This window comes from Providencia vermicola, from assembly GCF_020381325.1.
GTDB lineage: Bacteria > Pseudomonadota > Gammaproteobacteria > Enterobacterales > Enterobacteriaceae > Providencia > Providencia vermicola.
On sequence record NZ_JAGSPI010000001.1, the window covers coordinates 315,393 to 332,083 of the forward strand.

Below are 16,691 nucleotides of genomic sequence, written 5' to 3' on the forward strand. Positions count from 1 at the left end.
GCAATTTGAACTATTTAGGGGATGAATTCCGCATGTTATTCGCGTTAGTTACATACTGATATTTAACTAACGGCTCATTTATGACATCTATTATAAAATAGGTTTACATCTCCTAATTAGTTGCCTTATTATTTTGAGGTAAGTATTTAGGGAGATGGCATTCCTCCTGCTGTTAAGAAACCGCCCAGTTGGGCTAATGATGCCTACGTTAACCTGTTAATTCGACGGGGTACGTAGGTTTATGTGCCCTGAATTTAGGGCATAAATGGTTCGATAGGAAACTTTCCTCTCATTTATCCCGCCTAACATTCTTATGGGAAGTTTCTATGTACGCCTCTTTATTTGCAATTGCGATTGGTTCTGTTCTTGGTGGCTGGCTTAGATGGTTTGTTAGCCTGAAAATGAATCACCTCTATCCGAATATTCCCCTTGGTACCGTTGCGGTTAACCTTGTTGGTGGCTTCATCATCGGCTTTGCCATTTCCTATTTTGCCAGTGCTAATATCAGCCCCGCGTATAAGCTCTTTATTGTGACCGGCTTTTGCGGAGCCTTTACCACCTTTTCGACCTTTTCATTAGAAGTGTTAGTGCTCATCCAAGAAGGGAAATTGGGCTTCGCGATTAGCACAATCGCTATTCATGTGATTGGCGCGTTGATCTTTACCTTACTTGGCATGCTGTGCCATAACTGGCTGGCTCAAGGGTAAGTTTGAGCAATAAAATATTCAAGCGACATTATTGCCGCTTGAATATTTGGATTAATTATTCGCTAGCAAATGTTGAGCCGTGGCTTCATCAGTGACTAAACCCGTTATCCAACCGCCATTGAGGACGGCTTGAATCGCTTGCGTTTTATGTGCTCCCCCCGCAAAAGCAATCACTGGGTGTGTGGGCGGTGAAAATAACGGCACGCTCGTGTGTGTATCATCTAAATTAGTCGCTAAACGTTCCCCGTTGGCTTTAATAAAGTGGCCTAAGAGCTCCCCTGCGACACCTTTTTCCAGTAACATTTCTAGTTGCTCATCAGTGACAAACCCTTCCGAATTTAACGGGCAATTTTTCCCTACCTCCCCAATGCCAATAAAGGTAATATCCGCATTTAAGCCTTTTTCCGTGACCTCTTTATAGACGCGGTGTTGGCACCACATCGCCTTGTCTTCTGGGCTGTCTGCATACAATGGCGCGGGGAGAATATAGTGGCTACATTGCAGTTTTTCCGCAAAACGTAAGGGAATATCGTAGCGTGTTGCAGAGCTATCGCGGGCAATTGCGCCAATTAATGAGACACATTGGTGTTGAGGTAGCTCAAGGTAAGGCAGTGCATCTATAATGCTGCGTAATGTTCTACCTGAACCAATACCGATAACTTGGGGTTTATCCTGCTCAATTAATTGTTCCATTAATTCTGCGCCTGCAACGGCGATCATATCCAACGTGGCATCGGTATCAAGTTGCCCTGAAGGCACCACATAACAATGGGTGAGATGGTATTTTTGCTGTATCTCATTAGCCAGCCGTAAGCATTCAGTAATAGGGTGGGTGATTTGCACATGCACCATACCTTGCTCTTTAGCTAAAGAGATCAGCCGCTGAGCGACTTGGCGTGATAGCCCCAATTCCTGAGCAATTTCTTGTTGCGTTTTACCTGCCACAAAATACAGCCACGCCGCTCTCGCGGCTTGTTCCATTTTTTTTAATTCTTTCTGCATGGACGGTCTCCTGCCTTTTTTCATTATTGTAATTCTGGGCAATTGCTTATTAAAAGGGCAAAAGTCATTACTGTGACCATTATCGCAGTAATTCTGGGTAGATTGAAACTAAAATATAACAAACGGGCATATGCCCATAAAAATGGCAAATATTTATTTTAAGTTAAGGAGTCACAATGCTAAAGCAGAAATCCGTATGGATGCACATTGGTGCTGGATCATTCCATCGTGCTCATCAAGCTTGGTATTTACACCGCTTAATTGCACAGGGCGATGACAGCTGGTCGATTGCGCTAGGTAATATTCGCAATGACGCGAATGCATTGCTTGATAACTTAGCGAAGCAAAATGGCGAATACACCCTTGAAACTGTTTCGCCAGAAGGTGAGCACCACTACGAAAAAATCACGTCAGTGCGTAAAATCTTGCACTGGGATGAAAACTTAAGCCAACTTATTGAACAAGGCCGTGATAAAGCCACTCGAGTAATCGCTTTTACGGTAACCGAAGCAGGTTATTATTTAACCCCTCAACATGAGTTAGATGCCCAGCAATCCGATATCAAAGCGGATTTATCAGGAAAAATGGTCACAATTTATGGGGCATTAACTGAGATCCTGCGTGCACGGCTTACAGCCCACGGGGAGCCAGTCACCTTATTAAACTGTGATAACTTGCGTCATAACGGCGAACGTTTTCGTCATGGTTTTTTATCGTTTTTACAATTAAAAGGTGAAAATGACCTCTACCAATGGGTGAAAGATCATACCCGTTCACCAAATACCATGGTGGATAGAATAACGCCTCGCCCAACCCCTGATGTGGCAGAACGCGTGAAACAGCACACTGGCTGGGACGATAAAGCACCTGTCATGGGTGAGGCTTTTATTCAGTGGGTAATTGAAGATGATTTCATTAATGGACGACCTGCATTGGAAAATGTGGATGTCGAAATGGTAGAGTCTGTATTGCCGTGGGAAGAAGCTAAAATTCGTATCCTGAATGCAAGTCACAGCTGTATCGCTTGGGCTGGGACACTAATCGGCTTGAATTTTATCGACGACAGCACGCGTGAATTGCCAATCAAACAAATGGCCTGGAATTACGTCACTCAAGACGTGATCCCATCATTGACGCCAAGTCCGCTGGATTTAGAACAGTACCGAGATGTGGTACTCGACCGCTTCAGTAATCCTTATATTAAAGACACTAATCAACGTGTTGCCGCTGATGGCTTATCGAAAATTCCTGGGTTCATTACACCAACACTGCAAGAGTGTTACCAACGTAATCAAGTGCCCGCGGCAACGGCGGTATTGCCCGCGCTCTTTTTTGTTTACTTGCAACGCTGGGCAAAAGATGAGTTACCTTATGAATACCAAGATGGCGTGTTAGATGAGGAATATTACCAAAAAATGATGAATTCACCAGATGCGTTAATGCAATTTGTCTCAAGCGAGATGTTATTTGGTTCCCTTGCGCATTCACCTGAATTCCATGAACTCATGCGCAAAACGGTCGTCAGTATCGACACCTGGCTGAAATCACCGCAGCAATCGCTGTAAGGAGAAAGGCAATGTACCTTGGAATTGACCTTGGCACCTCTGAGCTCAAAGCGGTATTGATTAACCGCCAAGGGGAAATTGTTGCATCAAGCCATATGGCGCTCACGGTGCAACGACCGCACCCTCAATGGGCGGAGCAATCCCCAGATAGCTGGTGGGAGGCAACCAATGCAGTCGTGGCAACGTTAAAACAAAAAGCACCAGAAGCGTGGGCGGCGGTCAAAGGGATTGGCTTATCGGGGCAAATGCATGGCGCTGTTTTATTGGATAAGCACAACAAGGTGCTACGTGATTGCATCTTATGGAATGACACTCGTAGCGCCAAAGAGTGCGAGTGGTTGATGGAGCAGCACCCAGAATTCCTGACCGTTGGGGCGAACTTGGTGATGCCGGGTTTCACTGCGCCGAAGCTCTTGTGGGTGGCGCGACATGAGCCTCAGATTTTCAGCAAAATTAGCAGAGTGTTGTTACCGAAGGACTACTTGCGCTGGAAAATGACGGGGCAATTTGTCAGTGAAATGTCGGACGCGTCAGGCACACTGTGGCTTGATGTCGCTAAACGTGATTGGTCTGATGAATTGTTAGCAGCCACAAATTTAACCCGTGAACAGATGCCATCTTTGGTCGAAGGGGCTGAAAAAAGTGGTGTTCTGCGTGCTGACTTAGCCTCACATTGGGGACTGAGTGCAGATGTAATTATCGCGGGTGGCGGCGGTGATAATGCGGCTTCTGCGGTAGGTGTCGGGGCGATTAATGAAGGAGATGCTCTGATTTCCCTTGGCACTTCAGGGGTGATTTTTGTGGTGAATAACCAGCTACAAGCTGACCCTCAACATGGTGTTCACGCCTTTGCCCATGCCTTGCCAAACCGTTGGCACCAAATGAGCGTGATGTTAAGTGCCGCAAACTGCTTGCGTTGGGCCTGCCAGCTATTGTCAACGACGGAAAACCAATTGATGGACGAGGTAGGTCAATTAACAGATGAGCAGAAAAAACGCGCGCCGATATTTTTGCCTTATCTTTCAGGGGAAAGAACACCGCACAATGACCCTTATGCCACAGGTTCCTTTTTTGCTCTGCGCAATGAAACAACACGAGCAGAGTTGGGTTACGCAGTTATTGAAGGCGTCACTTTTGCCTTGGCAGATGGTATGGATGTGTTACAGCAAACGGGGACAGAAATGCCACGCTGTAGCCTAACGGGAGGCGGTGCTCGTAGCCCAATTTGGGCTCAATTAATTGCAGATGTGATTAATGTGCCTATCGTTACACACCCAGCAAGTTCTTCAGGGGCTTTAGGGGCTGCTCGCCTTGCGTGGCTAGCTGATGGGGGCAATGTGGATAGCGTGTGTCAAAAACCTGACATTCTTAACACCTATTTGCCACAAGCGATTAATCAACAGGTACTTAACCAACGGCTTGAGGTATTCCGTTTATTGTACCAGCAACAAAAACAAGCAAGAGAACTTATGCCGCAATAGGCCGAAAAGGCGGTATTCCCTACCTACCGCCTTTATCGCTCGCGCTTCGAAATTAATTAAAACAACAACATAAAATGAGGAAACTGCAATGGAACAACAGCAGTATTGGCTTGGTCTACCTAAGCATTTGTTCTGGGGTTTTATCGCCATCGCTATTTTTATGAGTGGTGATGGCTTTGAAATGGCTTTTTTATCGAAACATATTACTGACTTAGGCTTTACACCAACACAATCCGCGATGGTATTCACTGTTTATGGTTTGATGGCTGCGGTAGCCGCATGGGCATCGGGTGTGGTTGCTGAAATTATCACACCATTAAAGGCCATGATGATTGGTTTTGTTTTGTGGATTGTCATGCATGCTCTGTTTATGGCTTTTGGCTTAGGCATGAAAAGCTACAGCATGATGTTGCTATTTTATGGTATCCGTGGGTTAGCTTACCCGCTGTTTATTTATTCCTTCATGATGATGTTGGTACAGGTTATTCCTCGTGCTCACCTCGCGGCAGCAACAGGCTGGTTCTGGGCGATGTACTCAGTGGGAATTGGCGTAATCGGTAGCTATTTACCCAGTTTCTCAATCCCGATGATAGGGGAAACAGGCACACTTTGGATGGCGATAGGTTGGGTGGCAATCGGCGGTATAATTGCGTACTTTAGCTTGCGTAACATTCCCGTTGACCGCTCGAAAGTCGATTTGCCAATGAAAGACAAAATGGCGGAGTTATCCCGTGCGGCGACAATTTTGTTCACCAATAAAGATATCTTTATGGCGAGCCTGATCCGCATCATCAATACGATTTCGTTATTTGGCTTTGCGATTATCATGCCATTGCTATTTGTTGACCGCTTAGGCTTTACTATTTCTGAGTGGCTACAAATTTGGGCCGTGTTCTTCTTTGTGACTATTTTTACCAATATTTTTTGGGGCATTGTTGGAGAACATATCGGCTGGATCCGTCAAGTCAGGTGGTTTGGTTGTTTAGGTATGGCTGTTTCAAGCCTGCTGTTTTATTATTTACCTGTTTACTTTGGGCACAATTTTGCGATTGCCCTGATCCCAGCCATTTTACTGGGTATTTTTGTTGCGGCCTTTGTGCCAATGACGGCGGTATTCCCAAGTATTGAACCGCACCATAAGGGCGCAGCTGTTTCGATTTATAACTTATCTGCGGGCTTAAGTAACTTTGCTGCCCCAGCGATTGCGAGCTTGGTATTGCCGTTCTTCGATATTGTCGGGGTTGTTTGGGCATATACTGGGCTGTATATCTTTGCAGGAATTCTGACGTTCTTTATAAAAGTTCCTCAGCCAGGCTTTGAAAATAACCGTAAAATTAAGTCGGTTAAAATGATGGCTGAGCAGCAAACCAATAACTAAATCTATTTTTATAGTGGCCCATAAATTGTGATTTATGGGTTTTTTATTTTTGCTGTCAATAATTCTATACATTGTTAAAGGGTTATCTGCCTTTATTTGTCCTAATTGTAGGTAAAATAGTTAACGATAAAATTAAGTATAATATTTTTTTAAATGCAAATATTAGCCGTTTTTATTTTGTTTATTCGCCACGGATTGTGTGAATTATTGAAACTTGTTCCTTTTGCAATAGAATATAATTTTAAAGGTTAAAAAATAAACTAAAGTGAATCTGATTCTCAATTAAGCTTGTGTTGATATTTTACGCTGCTGAATTAACTAAGTAATAAAAGAATATTTATGTCTAAATGCTTTCCATTGTAATAATTCTCTGCCTAATAAGTTTGTTGCCATTATTCCCGCCTGATTTAATCTTGTTCAGTTATCTATACATCTGTATTTTCAATGTTATGATGAATTTTGTTGCAAAATTGTATGTTTGCAGCGAAATGCTCTTTATATTGATGATTTATCATTCATAAATAAGCTGTAAATTAGTAATTAACTAATATTAATGGCTTCTAATACTAAAAAAATAAACAAATAAAAAGATATACGCGGGGAAAAAGTTATGTCGCAGATGTTAGCTCTGTTTTTGATAGTCGGAATATTATATATCGGGGATGCGATAGCGGTGCGCACTAAAGCCTGGATCCCTTCCGTTTTCGTGTGTGCGGTATTGTTTCTATTAGGGTATTGGACAATCTTCCCGAAAGATATCGTTAGTATTGCTGGTATTCCACAGGTTGTTGCTGTCTCCCTAATGTACTTATTAATTACCAATATGGGCACCTTGTTGTCCCTGAAAGAATTATTACGCCAATGGAAAACCATTCTTATTTCATTGGCGGGTATTTTAGGCATTATTCTTCTCACCTTTATTATCGGTGTTGCTTTGTTTGATATGAATACGGTGTTAGTTGCAGTTCCACCATTGGTAGGTGGTATTGTTTCTTCATTGATTATGTCAAAAGGTGCTGCAGAAGCAGGGCTAGTGGATCTCTCAGTTTTTGCAATATTAATCTATGTTATGCAAGGGTTTGCGGGTTACCCGCTGACGGCAGTGATGCTGAAAAAAGAAGGGCGTCGTGTACTGGAAAAATACCGTAGTGGGCAGTGGGAAGAAACACTTTCTGTTGAGGGTGCGAAAGAAGTCGAAGTGAAAACGGTGGTATCTGAAGACGAAATGCCGCGCATGTTTAAAAAAATCCCTAATCACTATAACACGAGTTATTTCAAATTCTTACGTTTAGCAGCGGTAGGGTATTTGGCCTACTTAGCATCATCTTATGCTGCGCCTTACGTGAATATCAGCCCATTCGTACTGTGCTTATTATTTGGGGTTATTGCATCTTCACTAGGTTTCTTAGAAAGGCAACCTCTGCAAAAAGCTAATGGGTTTGGTTTTGCTATCATGGCATTGATGTTATTTATCTTTGATACCTTAAACCATGCAACTCCAGATATGTTATTGCGCCTTGTTTATCCAATGGTGGTGTTAATTAGTGCCGCCGTTATTGGAATGTACCTCGCGTCATGGATAGTTGGCAAAATGTTGGGTGTCACTAAAGAGATGGCTTTTGCGGTGGCATTAACTGCCCTGTATGGCTTTCCAGCGGATTACATCATTACTAACGAAGCGATTAACGCACTAACAAAAGACGAAAAAGAGCGTCAAATTCTCACTAGCCATATGTTAGGCCCAATGTTAGTCGGTGGTTTCATTTCCGTCACCATGGTGTCTGTTGTTTTGGCGGGTATTATGGTCGCTTACATTGTTCCAGTTGCAGGGTAAATAATTATGGAAACAAGTACATCTCGAATTCAACGTCATTTAGAACAATTGGCGCAATACACCGCGACGCCAGGCCAAGGCACAACGCGTATGAGCTATAGTGAGCAAGATAAACAGGCCCGCCAATATTTAAAACAGCAAATGGTGGCGCTTGGTTTACAAGTTCGTGAAGATGCAATTGGCAATATTTATGGTCGCCTAGAAGGGCAGCAAGCGGGTTTGCCTGCGGTGATTATTGGTTCACATTTTGACTCCGTTCCCCATGGCGGCGCATTTGATGGCCCCGCGGGGATAGTGACTGGGCTGGATGTGGTTGCGCGTATTCGTGAACAAAATTTAACGCCAAAATACCCACTCGAAGTGATCGCGTTAGTGGAAGAAGAAGGCACCAGCTTCGGCCGTGGTTTGATGGCATCCAGTGTGATCACGGGTTTAATCGGTACTAAAGAGCTCTATCAACTTAAAGATAGACAAGGCGTCAGCGCAGCAGAACGCATGGCTGCCGCGGGGTTTAATGCAGACAAAGCGGCGGATGCGGTATTAGACCCTAAAAATGTTAAAGCATTTCTTGAGCTGCATATTGAACAAGGCCCTGTGCTTGAGCAGGCGGGTGAAGATGTGGGGATTGTAGAGACCATCGTGGGCATTAGCCAGTTAGAGATTAAGCTGACAGGCAAAGCGGGCCATGCAGGAACAACCCCAATGAATATGCGTGCGGACGCTTTAGTGTGCGCAAGTCAGATTATCAGCGAAATTCCAGCACTGGCAAAAGCCGCAGGGGACAATACGGTTGCGACAGTTGGTCGGCTCAATGTTCTCCCTAATGGTGCGAATGTTATCCCAAGTGAAGTCATATTTAGCGTCGATATCCGTTCAAAAAATGATGTTGCTCTGCGCAAAGTTATTGAGCGAATCATCGAACTGACAGAAAAAACCAGTGAGTCTGCAGGCATTGACAGCGAGATTATTCAACCACTTTATGTACAACCAACCGAGCTAAATAATGAAATCATTGGCTTAATGCAGCAGCATGCAAGTGAGCAAAATTTAAAATTTAGAACCATGGTCAGTGGTGCAGGGCATGACACAATGATTTTTGCGGGGATCACCCAAACAGGATTGATTTTTGTGCCTAGCCGTAATGGGCTAAGTCATCACCCTGATGAATGGACAGATTATGCGCAAATTGCACGTGGCGTTGACGTGATGTTTGCCACTGTGAAGTCACTTATTGAATGTTAATAATTAAGAAAAACACCAAAGTACAGTATTGAAAAGGGTAAAGGTAGAAAAATGATCAGTCCAATTATTACAGCTGCAATCAAAAAACACACACCAGAGATGATTGCTTTTCGTCGTGATCTACACGCTCACCCTGAATTGCCATTCGAAGAAGTGCGTACAACACAGCGAATTGCTGAAGAACTAGACAAAATCGGTATCGAATATCGCCTCACAGAGCCAACGGGCCTGATTGCTGAAATTAAAGGTGGAAAACCAGGAAAAACCGTCGCATTACGTGCGGATATAGATGCACTGCCAGTGTTGGAACTTAATGATTCTTTAGAATATAAGTCGACGATTGAAGGCAAAATGCATGCGTGCGGCCATGATGCTCACACGGCGATGTTATTAACTGCGGCAAAAGCACTGGTTGAGGTTAAAGACGAACTTGCGGGTAATGTGCGTTTGATTTTTCAACCTGCGGAAGAAATTGCACAAGGTGCACTGGCGATGATCAAGCAAGGTGCTATTGAAAACGTCGATAACGTATTTGGGATGCACATCTGGACGACAACGCCATCAGGTAAGGTTTCTTGTAATGTAGGGGGAAGTTTTGCCTCAGCGGATTTATTAAAAGTCTCTTTTAAAGGCCGTGGTGGTCATGGCTCAATGCCAGAAGCCACAATTGATGCGGCAGTTGTCGCATCGGCCTTTGTGATGAATTTACAAGCTATTGTTTCCCGTGAAACATCCTCACTAGATTCTGCGGTTGTGACAATTGGCAAAATGGATGTTGGCACCCGTTTTAACGTGATTGCGGAAAATGCGGTACTGGATGGCACTGTTCGTTGTTTTGATATCGCGACACGTGATCGTATTGAGGCGGCAATTCGCCGTTATGCAGAACATACAGCTGCCATCTATGGTGCTACGGCGCAGGTTGATTATATCTATGGAACATTGCCAGTGATCAATGAAGAACGTAGTGCATTATTGGCGCAATCTATTATTTCTGAAGCCTTTGGTGAGCAATCCTTAATCACCGAAAGACCAACGCCTGGTGGGGAAGATTTCAGTTTTTATATTGAAAATATTCCAGGTTGTTTTGCATTGTTAGGCACGGGAAATGCGGAAAAAGACACACAATGGGCACATCACCATGGTTGCTTTAATATTGATGAAGACACAATGGTCACTGGTGCAGAATTGCACGCACAATATGCATGGGCGTACTTGCAACAAACGGATTTTTAAAAATACGATAGGCTCGTAAATAGTGTTTTTTGCTATTAGCATGGCACCCTATACTGATTAACCACTAAGTTTCAGTATAGGGTGTAATTTTTATACATTATGATGTACAAAAATAGCCTCTCTTAAGCGCTGTTGTTGCTCAAAGCGTTGTTCTTGATTGAGTTCTTCATCATGGGAAAGTTGCATAAGCATTTCGTTCATATTGTGAACAGAGTTTTCATCAAGCAGTAAATTCACTTTTTTAACGATTTCATCATAGTGAGACATGGTTACAACTCCAGCGTATTTGTTTTGGTGTAATCATAATGCAAAACAGCATTGATGGTTATGCGATTAGTTTTGTTTATCGATGATCATCACTGCCATGGTATTAGGTTCTAATGCGCGCATAATGTGGGGTTCATCACCAGGGTAGTGAATATAATCCCCAACAGCTAACTCAATGGGGTTATCTAATGGGCCGACTAAGGCCCTACCGGCAGTAATAATAATGTGCTCACTAACACCTCGCATATGCGGTTCTGACACACGGTCACGTCCTGGTTGTGCAATTACAGTGTAAATATCGCGACGAGAGTTATCTGGGGCTGATGATAATAAAAAGGCTAAATAATTGGCGTGTTCTGCGCTGACAGGAATCGCTTCCCCGTGGCGTATTACGGTTACAGTCTCTTGTTTTTCTTCAATTAAACGTGCAAAAGGGATATCTAACGCAACACAAAGAGCCCACAATGTTTCAATACTTGGATTTCCGCTGCCTGACTCCAGTTGTGACAGGGTGGATTTGGCAATGCCTGCTTTGCGTGACAATTCAGAGAGCGACAACCCACTTTTTTGCCGTTCGCGAGCGAGGGCTTTTGCGATAAGGTCAATGGGTGGTGTGGGTAAATTCAATTTTCATATCCTATTTAGATTGCACTTCGCCGTGATGATCATCATAATGAACGAATGTATTTTATATCGAACGGTTTGAAAATGCTAACTTCAACATTCAATTCCACACTGAATAATAGCACAGTAAAAAATATCGCTCTTGTGTGCCTTGCTGATTTAATTGTGGGAATTTCATACGGTGCATTGGCACATTCTCAGGGATTTGATTTTTGGGTGCCTTTAACTCTATCAATATTAGTGCTTGCGGGAGCATCTGAGTTTTTATTTATCGGGGTCATCTTTACGGGGGGAAGCCCTATTTCCGCTGCTTTAGCTGGTTTACTGGTTAATTCACGCCATATTCCATTTAGCTTTGCCGTGGGTGATTTAACAGGGAAGGGAAAGAAGGCACTTTTGGGTTACCACATTATGAATGATGAAAGTGTGGTTTTTGGTCTTGCTCAAGAAACAGAAAAAGAGAAGCGTGCTGCTTTTTGGCTGTGTGGTATCGGTATTTTGCTTTGTTGGCCACTCGGGGTGATTATCGGAGAGGTATTAGGCAGTTTTATGGATGATACCCACGTATTCGGTATGGATGCGATGTTCCCTGCGATTATATTGGCACTTTCATTACCTGCATTAAAAGACACACGATTGAGAATAACAGCCATTATTGGTGCGGTGATTGCTGTTGCAACCACGCCTTATTTACCTGCGGGTATCCCTGTTTTATTGGCGCTATTGAGCTTAGTTATCTATATAAGGAAATAATCATGATGGATAATCCGTGGTTAATTTTTACAGGCATCATGATATTAGCTGTTGGCACATACCTTATGCGAGCTTCAGGGGCCTTACTTAAAGGGCGCGTGGTGTTATCAGAAAATAGTAAATTGTTGTTTTCTGCTGCTGCTATTGTAATTTTATTTTCTGTTGCGGTGACCTCAACGTTATTCGCTGGGGATGCATTTTCAGATTGGCCAAAGGTTTTGGGTGTTTTGGTGGCAGGGATATTAACTTGGTATAAAAAGCCCTTTATTCTTATTGTATTGTCTGCTGCTGCTGTTACGGCATTATTACGCTTAATCTAATCAAAAAATTGCCCCTATTGGTATAGGGGCAAACGAACTATGCGGTGAGGTCTTTAATGGTTTCAGAGGACCCATTTTTTTGCACGGAGGCGATGCCTTTTAGTGCAGATTGTTTAGAAGCATACATCTCACTGGTGGCAATAATTTCATGATTAGCCGCTTTTAATACAAAGTAATAAGGCTGAGCCACATCTTTCGTGGATTTTTTCAATTCATAATAGCCCATGATAAGCTCCTGCGTTTTAAATGGAAAACTAAATATCTAAATAAGGAAATAAGCAGAAAAAAACGTTCCACTTAAAATAAGATTAGCTGTTGTTAGGTGTTATTACTAGTGAAGGGAGGGTATTTAAGAGAAACTACAAAAAAAGCCCCTGATAAACAGAGGCAATCGTAGGATATATAGAACTCTTTATTGTCCTTTTAGCATATCGGTGTCTTATTGATTATGCTATTTGGTTATGCTTATCAATAAAAAAGGTTTTGCCGATACTATCAACAAGGTTAATCAATATTACCCTTTATTGCGCTGCGGGAGCGTTAACTGGTTTTGGCATTGGTGTGTTATTCGTATTAGTCAATTCCGGGACTTCCATTACAGTGACTTTTACAACATAGCGTTTGCCGTCTTCAATTTTTGGGGCATTATTCGCCAGCTTTTTCACTGTTTCATTCGGTGTTGTCGTTTGTTCAGCCACGCTATACACCATATTATGATGATTGCCCATATGTTGGCGCTGCGGGTGATTGTTCCCACCATAGCCCATATTTGCGGCGGTAGCTGCAAAACCCACTGACATTAATGCTAAAGCGAATAAACCTAAATTTAATTTTTTCATTTCAAATCCCTCAGTATGGTTGATGAAACCATCATTCACGAAAATTTTTCGTAGCTCAATCGCTTTTACCTCCCTTGACTGAAGCTTCATAATTACTGCACTTTTTATGCATGCTTAATTCATAATTTAGTAAAAACAGTGAGTTAGTAGACTAAAGTTTACATTTTTATTCCAGTTGTGCTAATGAGGATTTCTATTGTGGAGGCCAAGGACGCAATAGACTAGGATGGTAAGTTAGGTTCAATATCACCATAATCCTAACAAAGTGAGCGTATATGTCAGATAAAAAAATTCCTCTTTCTTTGCTCGATCTTGCTCCAATAACTGAAGGATCAACAGCAAAAGAGGCTTTTTCCCATTCTCTTGACCTTGCTAAATTAGCAGAAAAACTGGGGTATCATCGTTATTGGCTTGCTGAGCACCATAATATGACTGGGATTGCCAGTGCTGCAACATCCGTACTTATTGGATATTTGGCGGCAAATACAGAGTCACTACGATTAGGCTCTGGTGGCGTGATGCTGCCGAACCATTCACCATTAGTGATTGCAGAGCAGTTCGGCACGCTCAATACTCTTTATCCAGATCGTATTGATTTAGGAATAGGGCGAGCTCCGGGGAGTAACCAGCAAACTATGCAGGCTCTGCGCCGCCATATGAACACAGATATCGATAATTTTCCGCAAGATATCGCCCAAATAGTTAATTGGTTTGATGCGACTAATCCAGACCCCGCCGTACGTCCTGTTCCTGGTTTTGGTGAAAAAATCCCTGTTTGGTTATTAGGATCAAGCCTTTATAGCGCGACACTTGCTGCAAAATTAGGCTTACCTTTTGCATTTGCCTCCCATTTTGCCCCTGATTTGCTATTACAAGCATTAGAGGTTTACCGCACTAATTTCCAGCCATCGGCAAGGCTAACAAAACCTTATGCGATGGTGTGTATTAATATTATTGCGGCAGATACACAGCGTGAGGCCGAATTCTTATTTACCTCGATGCAGCAAGCTTTTGTTATGTTGCGTCGTGGGCAGAGCTCCCAATTACCACCACCCGTTGAAAACATGGCTAATATTTGGTCACCTGCAGAGGAATATGGTGTTCAGCAAGCACTTGGGATGTCATTGGTTGGGGATAAATCGAAAGTTCGTCATGGGTTAGAAACCATTTTACGGCAAACACAAGCGGATGAAATCATGGTGAATGGGCAAATTTTTGATCATCAATCGCGCCTATATTCGTTTGAACTGGCGATGCAAGTTATGAATGAATTGAGCTAATTTATTTGAAAGGACGGTATTTGCAGGGAAGCAATTGTTTGATTTAAAAATGAATCAAGAGATAACCCAGAAAAACTCTGGGTCATTGACGGGTTAGCAAGCAATTTGTGGGTGATGTGGTTCAAGGGGAGGTAGCCCATGAGCTGCACGTGCTCGGTCACATGCCTCATTATAGACACCATCTTGCCAAGATTGCTCAAATTCACGACAAGGTGTAGGCCGTTGTGCATAAATGGAGCAAGACACACATTCTCCTACCGTGCCTTGTAGCGCGCTACAGCGTGTATTTTGCTTTTGATTGGTGCCATGCATGCAGCTCATAAAAGGGGTGATTTGTTCGGTTAAATGTTGTGGCACAACGCCACCGCCACTTTCTGCCTCAGCCCAATAAAAAGAGACACGAAAATAGGCACAACAAGCACCGCAGCTTATACAAGGGTTCTCTGAAGGGTCGGTTTTTAGAATATGGATATTTGACATAACAAAACCAGATATTGATGTTGATAATATCCCCGTAGAATACGGGTTGACGCAACACAAGCAGGAAGCTCAAGAAAACGTTGCTCGAATTTTATTATCTTATGTAAATCCAGTGAATTGCAATAGCTTTTAGTGGAAAAAACTGTGTGTGATAGTTATTTTTGATTTAAATAAAATTAAACGACAATTTACAGTCATAAAAAAACCTGCCGTGTCGGCAGGTTTTTTTAGTAAAAATAAGCTAAGAGATTAAACGTGTTTTAGTTCAGCATCATCATCTTGATTAAACACAGCTTTATCTGTTTCACCCATTAATTGACTAGTCACTGTTCCTGCTGTCATTGAGCCGCTGACGTTAAGGGCTGTACGGCCCATATCAATTAATGGTTCAACAGAAATCAACAGCGCAACTAAGGTTACTGGTAAGCCCATAGCAGGCAGGACAATTAATGCAGCAAACGTCGCACCACCACCCACACCAGCAACACCTGCTGAACTCACAGTGACAATACCGACTAACGTTGCAATCCAAAGTGGGTCAAATGGGTTAATTCCCATGGTTGGAGCGACCATAACCGCTAACATTGCAGGGTAAATACCCGCACAACCGTTTTGGCCAATTGTTGCACCAAAAGATGCCGAGAAGCTTGCAATAGACTCAGGGATACCGAAACGGCGTGTTTGCGTTTCAATATTCAAAGGGATACTTGCAGCACTTGAACGGCTGGTAAAGGCGAATGTCAGAACAGGGCCTGCTTTCTTAAAGAATTTAATTGGATTTAAGCCAGTTGTTGCGACAAAAATACCGTGGACAACAAACATAATGCCGAGAGCGACGTAAGACGCAATTACAAAGGTACCTAAGTTAATGATATCGTGAAGATTTGAGCTTGCAACCACTTTGATCATCAGTGCCATGACACCGTAAGGTGTTAAACGCATGACTAAACGAACTAATTTCATTGCCCAAGCTTGCATGACATCAATTGCCGCTAACGCTTTTTCACCGCGCTCTTTATCGTCTTTAAACAATTGTAATGCTGCTACCCCTAAGAAGGCTGCAAAAATAACCACACTAATAATTGATGTCGGGTTTGCTCCAGTTAAATCCGCAAATGGATTTTTTGGAATAAATGATAAAATCAGTTGCGGTACGGTTAAATCAGAAACTTTACCAATATAGTTAGTTTCAATGGCGCTTAAACGTGCAGTTTCTGACTGACCCTGTACTAAGCCTTCCGCAGTCAGGCCAAACAGGTTGGCAATCAGAATACCGACTAGGGCTGCGATTGCGGTCGTTAACAATAATGTTCCAATCGTTAAGAAACTAATTTTGCCTAAGGAAGATGCTTTGTGCAGTCTTGCAACAGCACTTAAGATAGAGGCGAATACCAATGGCATAATCACCATTTGTAATAGCTGCACATAACCATTACCAACAATATTAAACCAAAGAATGGAGTCTTTTACTGTCTGGTGGCCGCTACCGTAAACGAGATGCAGCACGACACCATAAGCGACACCAAAGACCAGACCGACTAATACTTTTTTAGACAGACTCCAGCCTTTTGCTCCCAGTTTTGCCAACAGTATCAGCAGTGCTACAAAGCCGAGCACATTAATAATTAGAGGAATATTCATTCCGAACTCCAAATCGTTTTTTTATAAGGTATGTGACTAGCC

Annotated in this window: 17 protein-coding genes and 1 riboswitch; of the genes, 10 read left to right on the forward strand and 7 right to left on the reverse strand. The window is 42.8% G+C overall.

Translation table 11 applies throughout. The features are described 5' to 3' along the window. The first annotated feature begins 141 nt into the window (after positions 1-141). Positions 142-213, forward strand: a riboswitch (Fluoride riboswitch). Positions 214-326: 113 nt separating this feature from the next. Further along, positions 327-707 (forward strand): fluoride efflux transporter CrcB, encoded by a 381-nt coding sequence (gene crcB, locus KDJ85_RS01430; protein ID WP_225818178.1) that lies wholly within the window; start codon positions 327-329, stop codon positions 705-707. A gap of 51 nt (positions 708-758) precedes the next feature. Here crcB and KDJ85_RS01435 read toward each other — a convergent pair whose 3' ends face one another. Beyond that, a complete protein-coding gene (locus tag KDJ85_RS01435; protein WP_225818179.1) occupies positions 759-1,709 on the reverse strand; it encodes a sugar-binding transcriptional regulator in 951 nt (316 codons plus the stop codon). Positions 1,710-1,885: 176 nt separating this feature from the next. Here KDJ85_RS01435 and dalD point away from each other — a divergent pair, with 176 nt between their 5' ends. The 6 genes from dalD to KDJ85_RS01465 all read left to right on the forward strand — a co-directional run bounded on the left by dalD (position 1,886) and on the right by KDJ85_RS01465 (position 10,445). Beyond that, entirely contained in the window at positions 1,886-3,274 is a 1,389-nt protein-coding gene (gene dalD / locus KDJ85_RS01440; protein WP_225818180.1) for a D-arabinitol 4-dehydrogenase, read from the forward strand. An 11-nt stretch (positions 3,275-3,285) separates the two neighbouring features. Then, positions 3,286-4,755, forward strand: coding sequence for a xylulokinase (gene xylB / locus KDJ85_RS01445; protein ID WP_225818181.1), 1,470 nt, complete (start codon positions 3,286-3,288; stop codon positions 4,753-4,755). Positions 4,756-4,843: 88 nt separating this feature from the next. Further along, complete coding sequence (locus KDJ85_RS01450; RefSeq protein WP_225818182.1) at positions 4,844-6,133, forward strand: MFS transporter; 1,290 nt, start codon at positions 4,844-4,846, stop codon at positions 6,131-6,133. Between the two features lie 610 nt (positions 6,134-6,743). Continuing rightward, positions 6,744-7,967 (forward strand): hypothetical protein, encoded by a 1,224-nt coding sequence (locus KDJ85_RS01455; RefSeq protein ID WP_225818183.1) that lies wholly within the window; start codon positions 6,744-6,746, stop codon positions 7,965-7,967. Positions 7,968-7,973: 6 nt separating this feature from the next. Next, a complete protein-coding gene (locus KDJ85_RS01460; protein ID WP_225818184.1) occupies positions 7,974-9,209 on the forward strand; it encodes a Zn-dependent hydrolase in 1,236 nt (411 codons plus the stop codon). Between the two features lie 51 nt (positions 9,210-9,260). Beyond that, positions 9,261-10,445 carry an amidohydrolase gene (locus tag KDJ85_RS01465; protein WP_225818185.1) on the forward strand — a complete coding sequence of 395 codons (1,185 nt, stop codon included), beginning with the start codon at positions 9,261-9,263 and terminating at the stop codon, positions 10,443-10,445. Between the two features lie 90 nt (positions 10,446-10,535). Here KDJ85_RS01465 and KDJ85_RS01470 read toward each other — a convergent pair whose 3' ends face one another. Both KDJ85_RS01470 and KDJ85_RS01475 read right to left on the reverse strand, forming a co-directional pair. Further along, a complete protein-coding gene (locus KDJ85_RS01470) occupies positions 10,536-10,712 on the reverse strand; it encodes a DUF2526 family protein (protein WP_225818186.1) in 177 nt (58 codons plus the stop codon). 66 nt (positions 10,713-10,778) lie between these two features. Further along, entirely contained in the window at positions 10,779-11,339 is a 561-nt protein-coding gene (locus tag KDJ85_RS01475) for a helix-turn-helix domain-containing protein (protein WP_225818187.1), read from the reverse strand. Positions 11,340-11,420: 81 nt separating this feature from the next. Here KDJ85_RS01475 and KDJ85_RS01480 point away from each other — a divergent pair, with 81 nt between their 5' ends. Then, positions 11,421-12,089, forward strand: a complete 669-nt coding sequence (locus KDJ85_RS01480; RefSeq protein WP_225818188.1) for an AzlC family ABC transporter permease — start codon at positions 11,421-11,423, stop codon at positions 12,087-12,089. 2 nt (positions 12,090-12,091) lie between these two features. Beyond that, entirely contained in the window at positions 12,092-12,409 is a 318-nt protein-coding gene (locus KDJ85_RS01485; protein WP_225818189.1) for an AzlD domain-containing protein, read from the forward strand. Between the two features lie 37 nt (positions 12,410-12,446). Here the strand turns inward: KDJ85_RS01485 and KDJ85_RS01490 are convergent, their stop codons facing one another. Beyond that, positions 12,447-12,635 carry a YegP family protein gene (locus KDJ85_RS01490; RefSeq protein ID WP_225818190.1) on the reverse strand — a complete coding sequence of 63 codons (189 nt, stop codon included), beginning with the start codon at positions 12,633-12,635 and terminating at the stop codon, positions 12,447-12,449. 295 nt (positions 12,636-12,930) lie between these two features. Continuing rightward, positions 12,931-13,248, reverse strand: coding sequence for a hypothetical protein (locus KDJ85_RS01495; protein WP_225818191.1), 318 nt, complete (start codon positions 13,246-13,248; stop codon positions 12,931-12,933). Between the two features lie 275 nt (positions 13,249-13,523). Between KDJ85_RS01495 and KDJ85_RS01500 the strand changes: the two genes are divergently transcribed. After that, positions 13,524-14,528 carry a luciferase-like monooxygenase gene (locus KDJ85_RS01500; protein WP_225818192.1) on the forward strand — a complete coding sequence of 335 codons (1,005 nt, stop codon included), beginning with the start codon at positions 13,524-13,526 and terminating at the stop codon, positions 14,526-14,528. A 93-nt stretch (positions 14,529-14,621) separates the two neighbouring features. Here the strand turns inward: KDJ85_RS01500 and KDJ85_RS01505 are convergent, their stop codons facing one another. Together KDJ85_RS01505 and KDJ85_RS01510 are read right to left on the reverse strand one after the other, a co-directional pair. Then, positions 14,622-15,008, reverse strand: coding sequence for a YkgJ family cysteine cluster protein (locus KDJ85_RS01505; RefSeq protein WP_225818193.1), 387 nt, complete (start codon positions 15,006-15,008; stop codon positions 14,622-14,624). 249 nt (positions 15,009-15,257) lie between these two features. After that, positions 15,258-16,649, reverse strand: a complete 1,392-nt coding sequence (locus KDJ85_RS01510; protein ID WP_206083989.1) for an L-cystine transporter — start codon at positions 16,647-16,649, stop codon at positions 15,258-15,260. Positions 16,650-16,691: the final 42 nt, after the last annotated feature.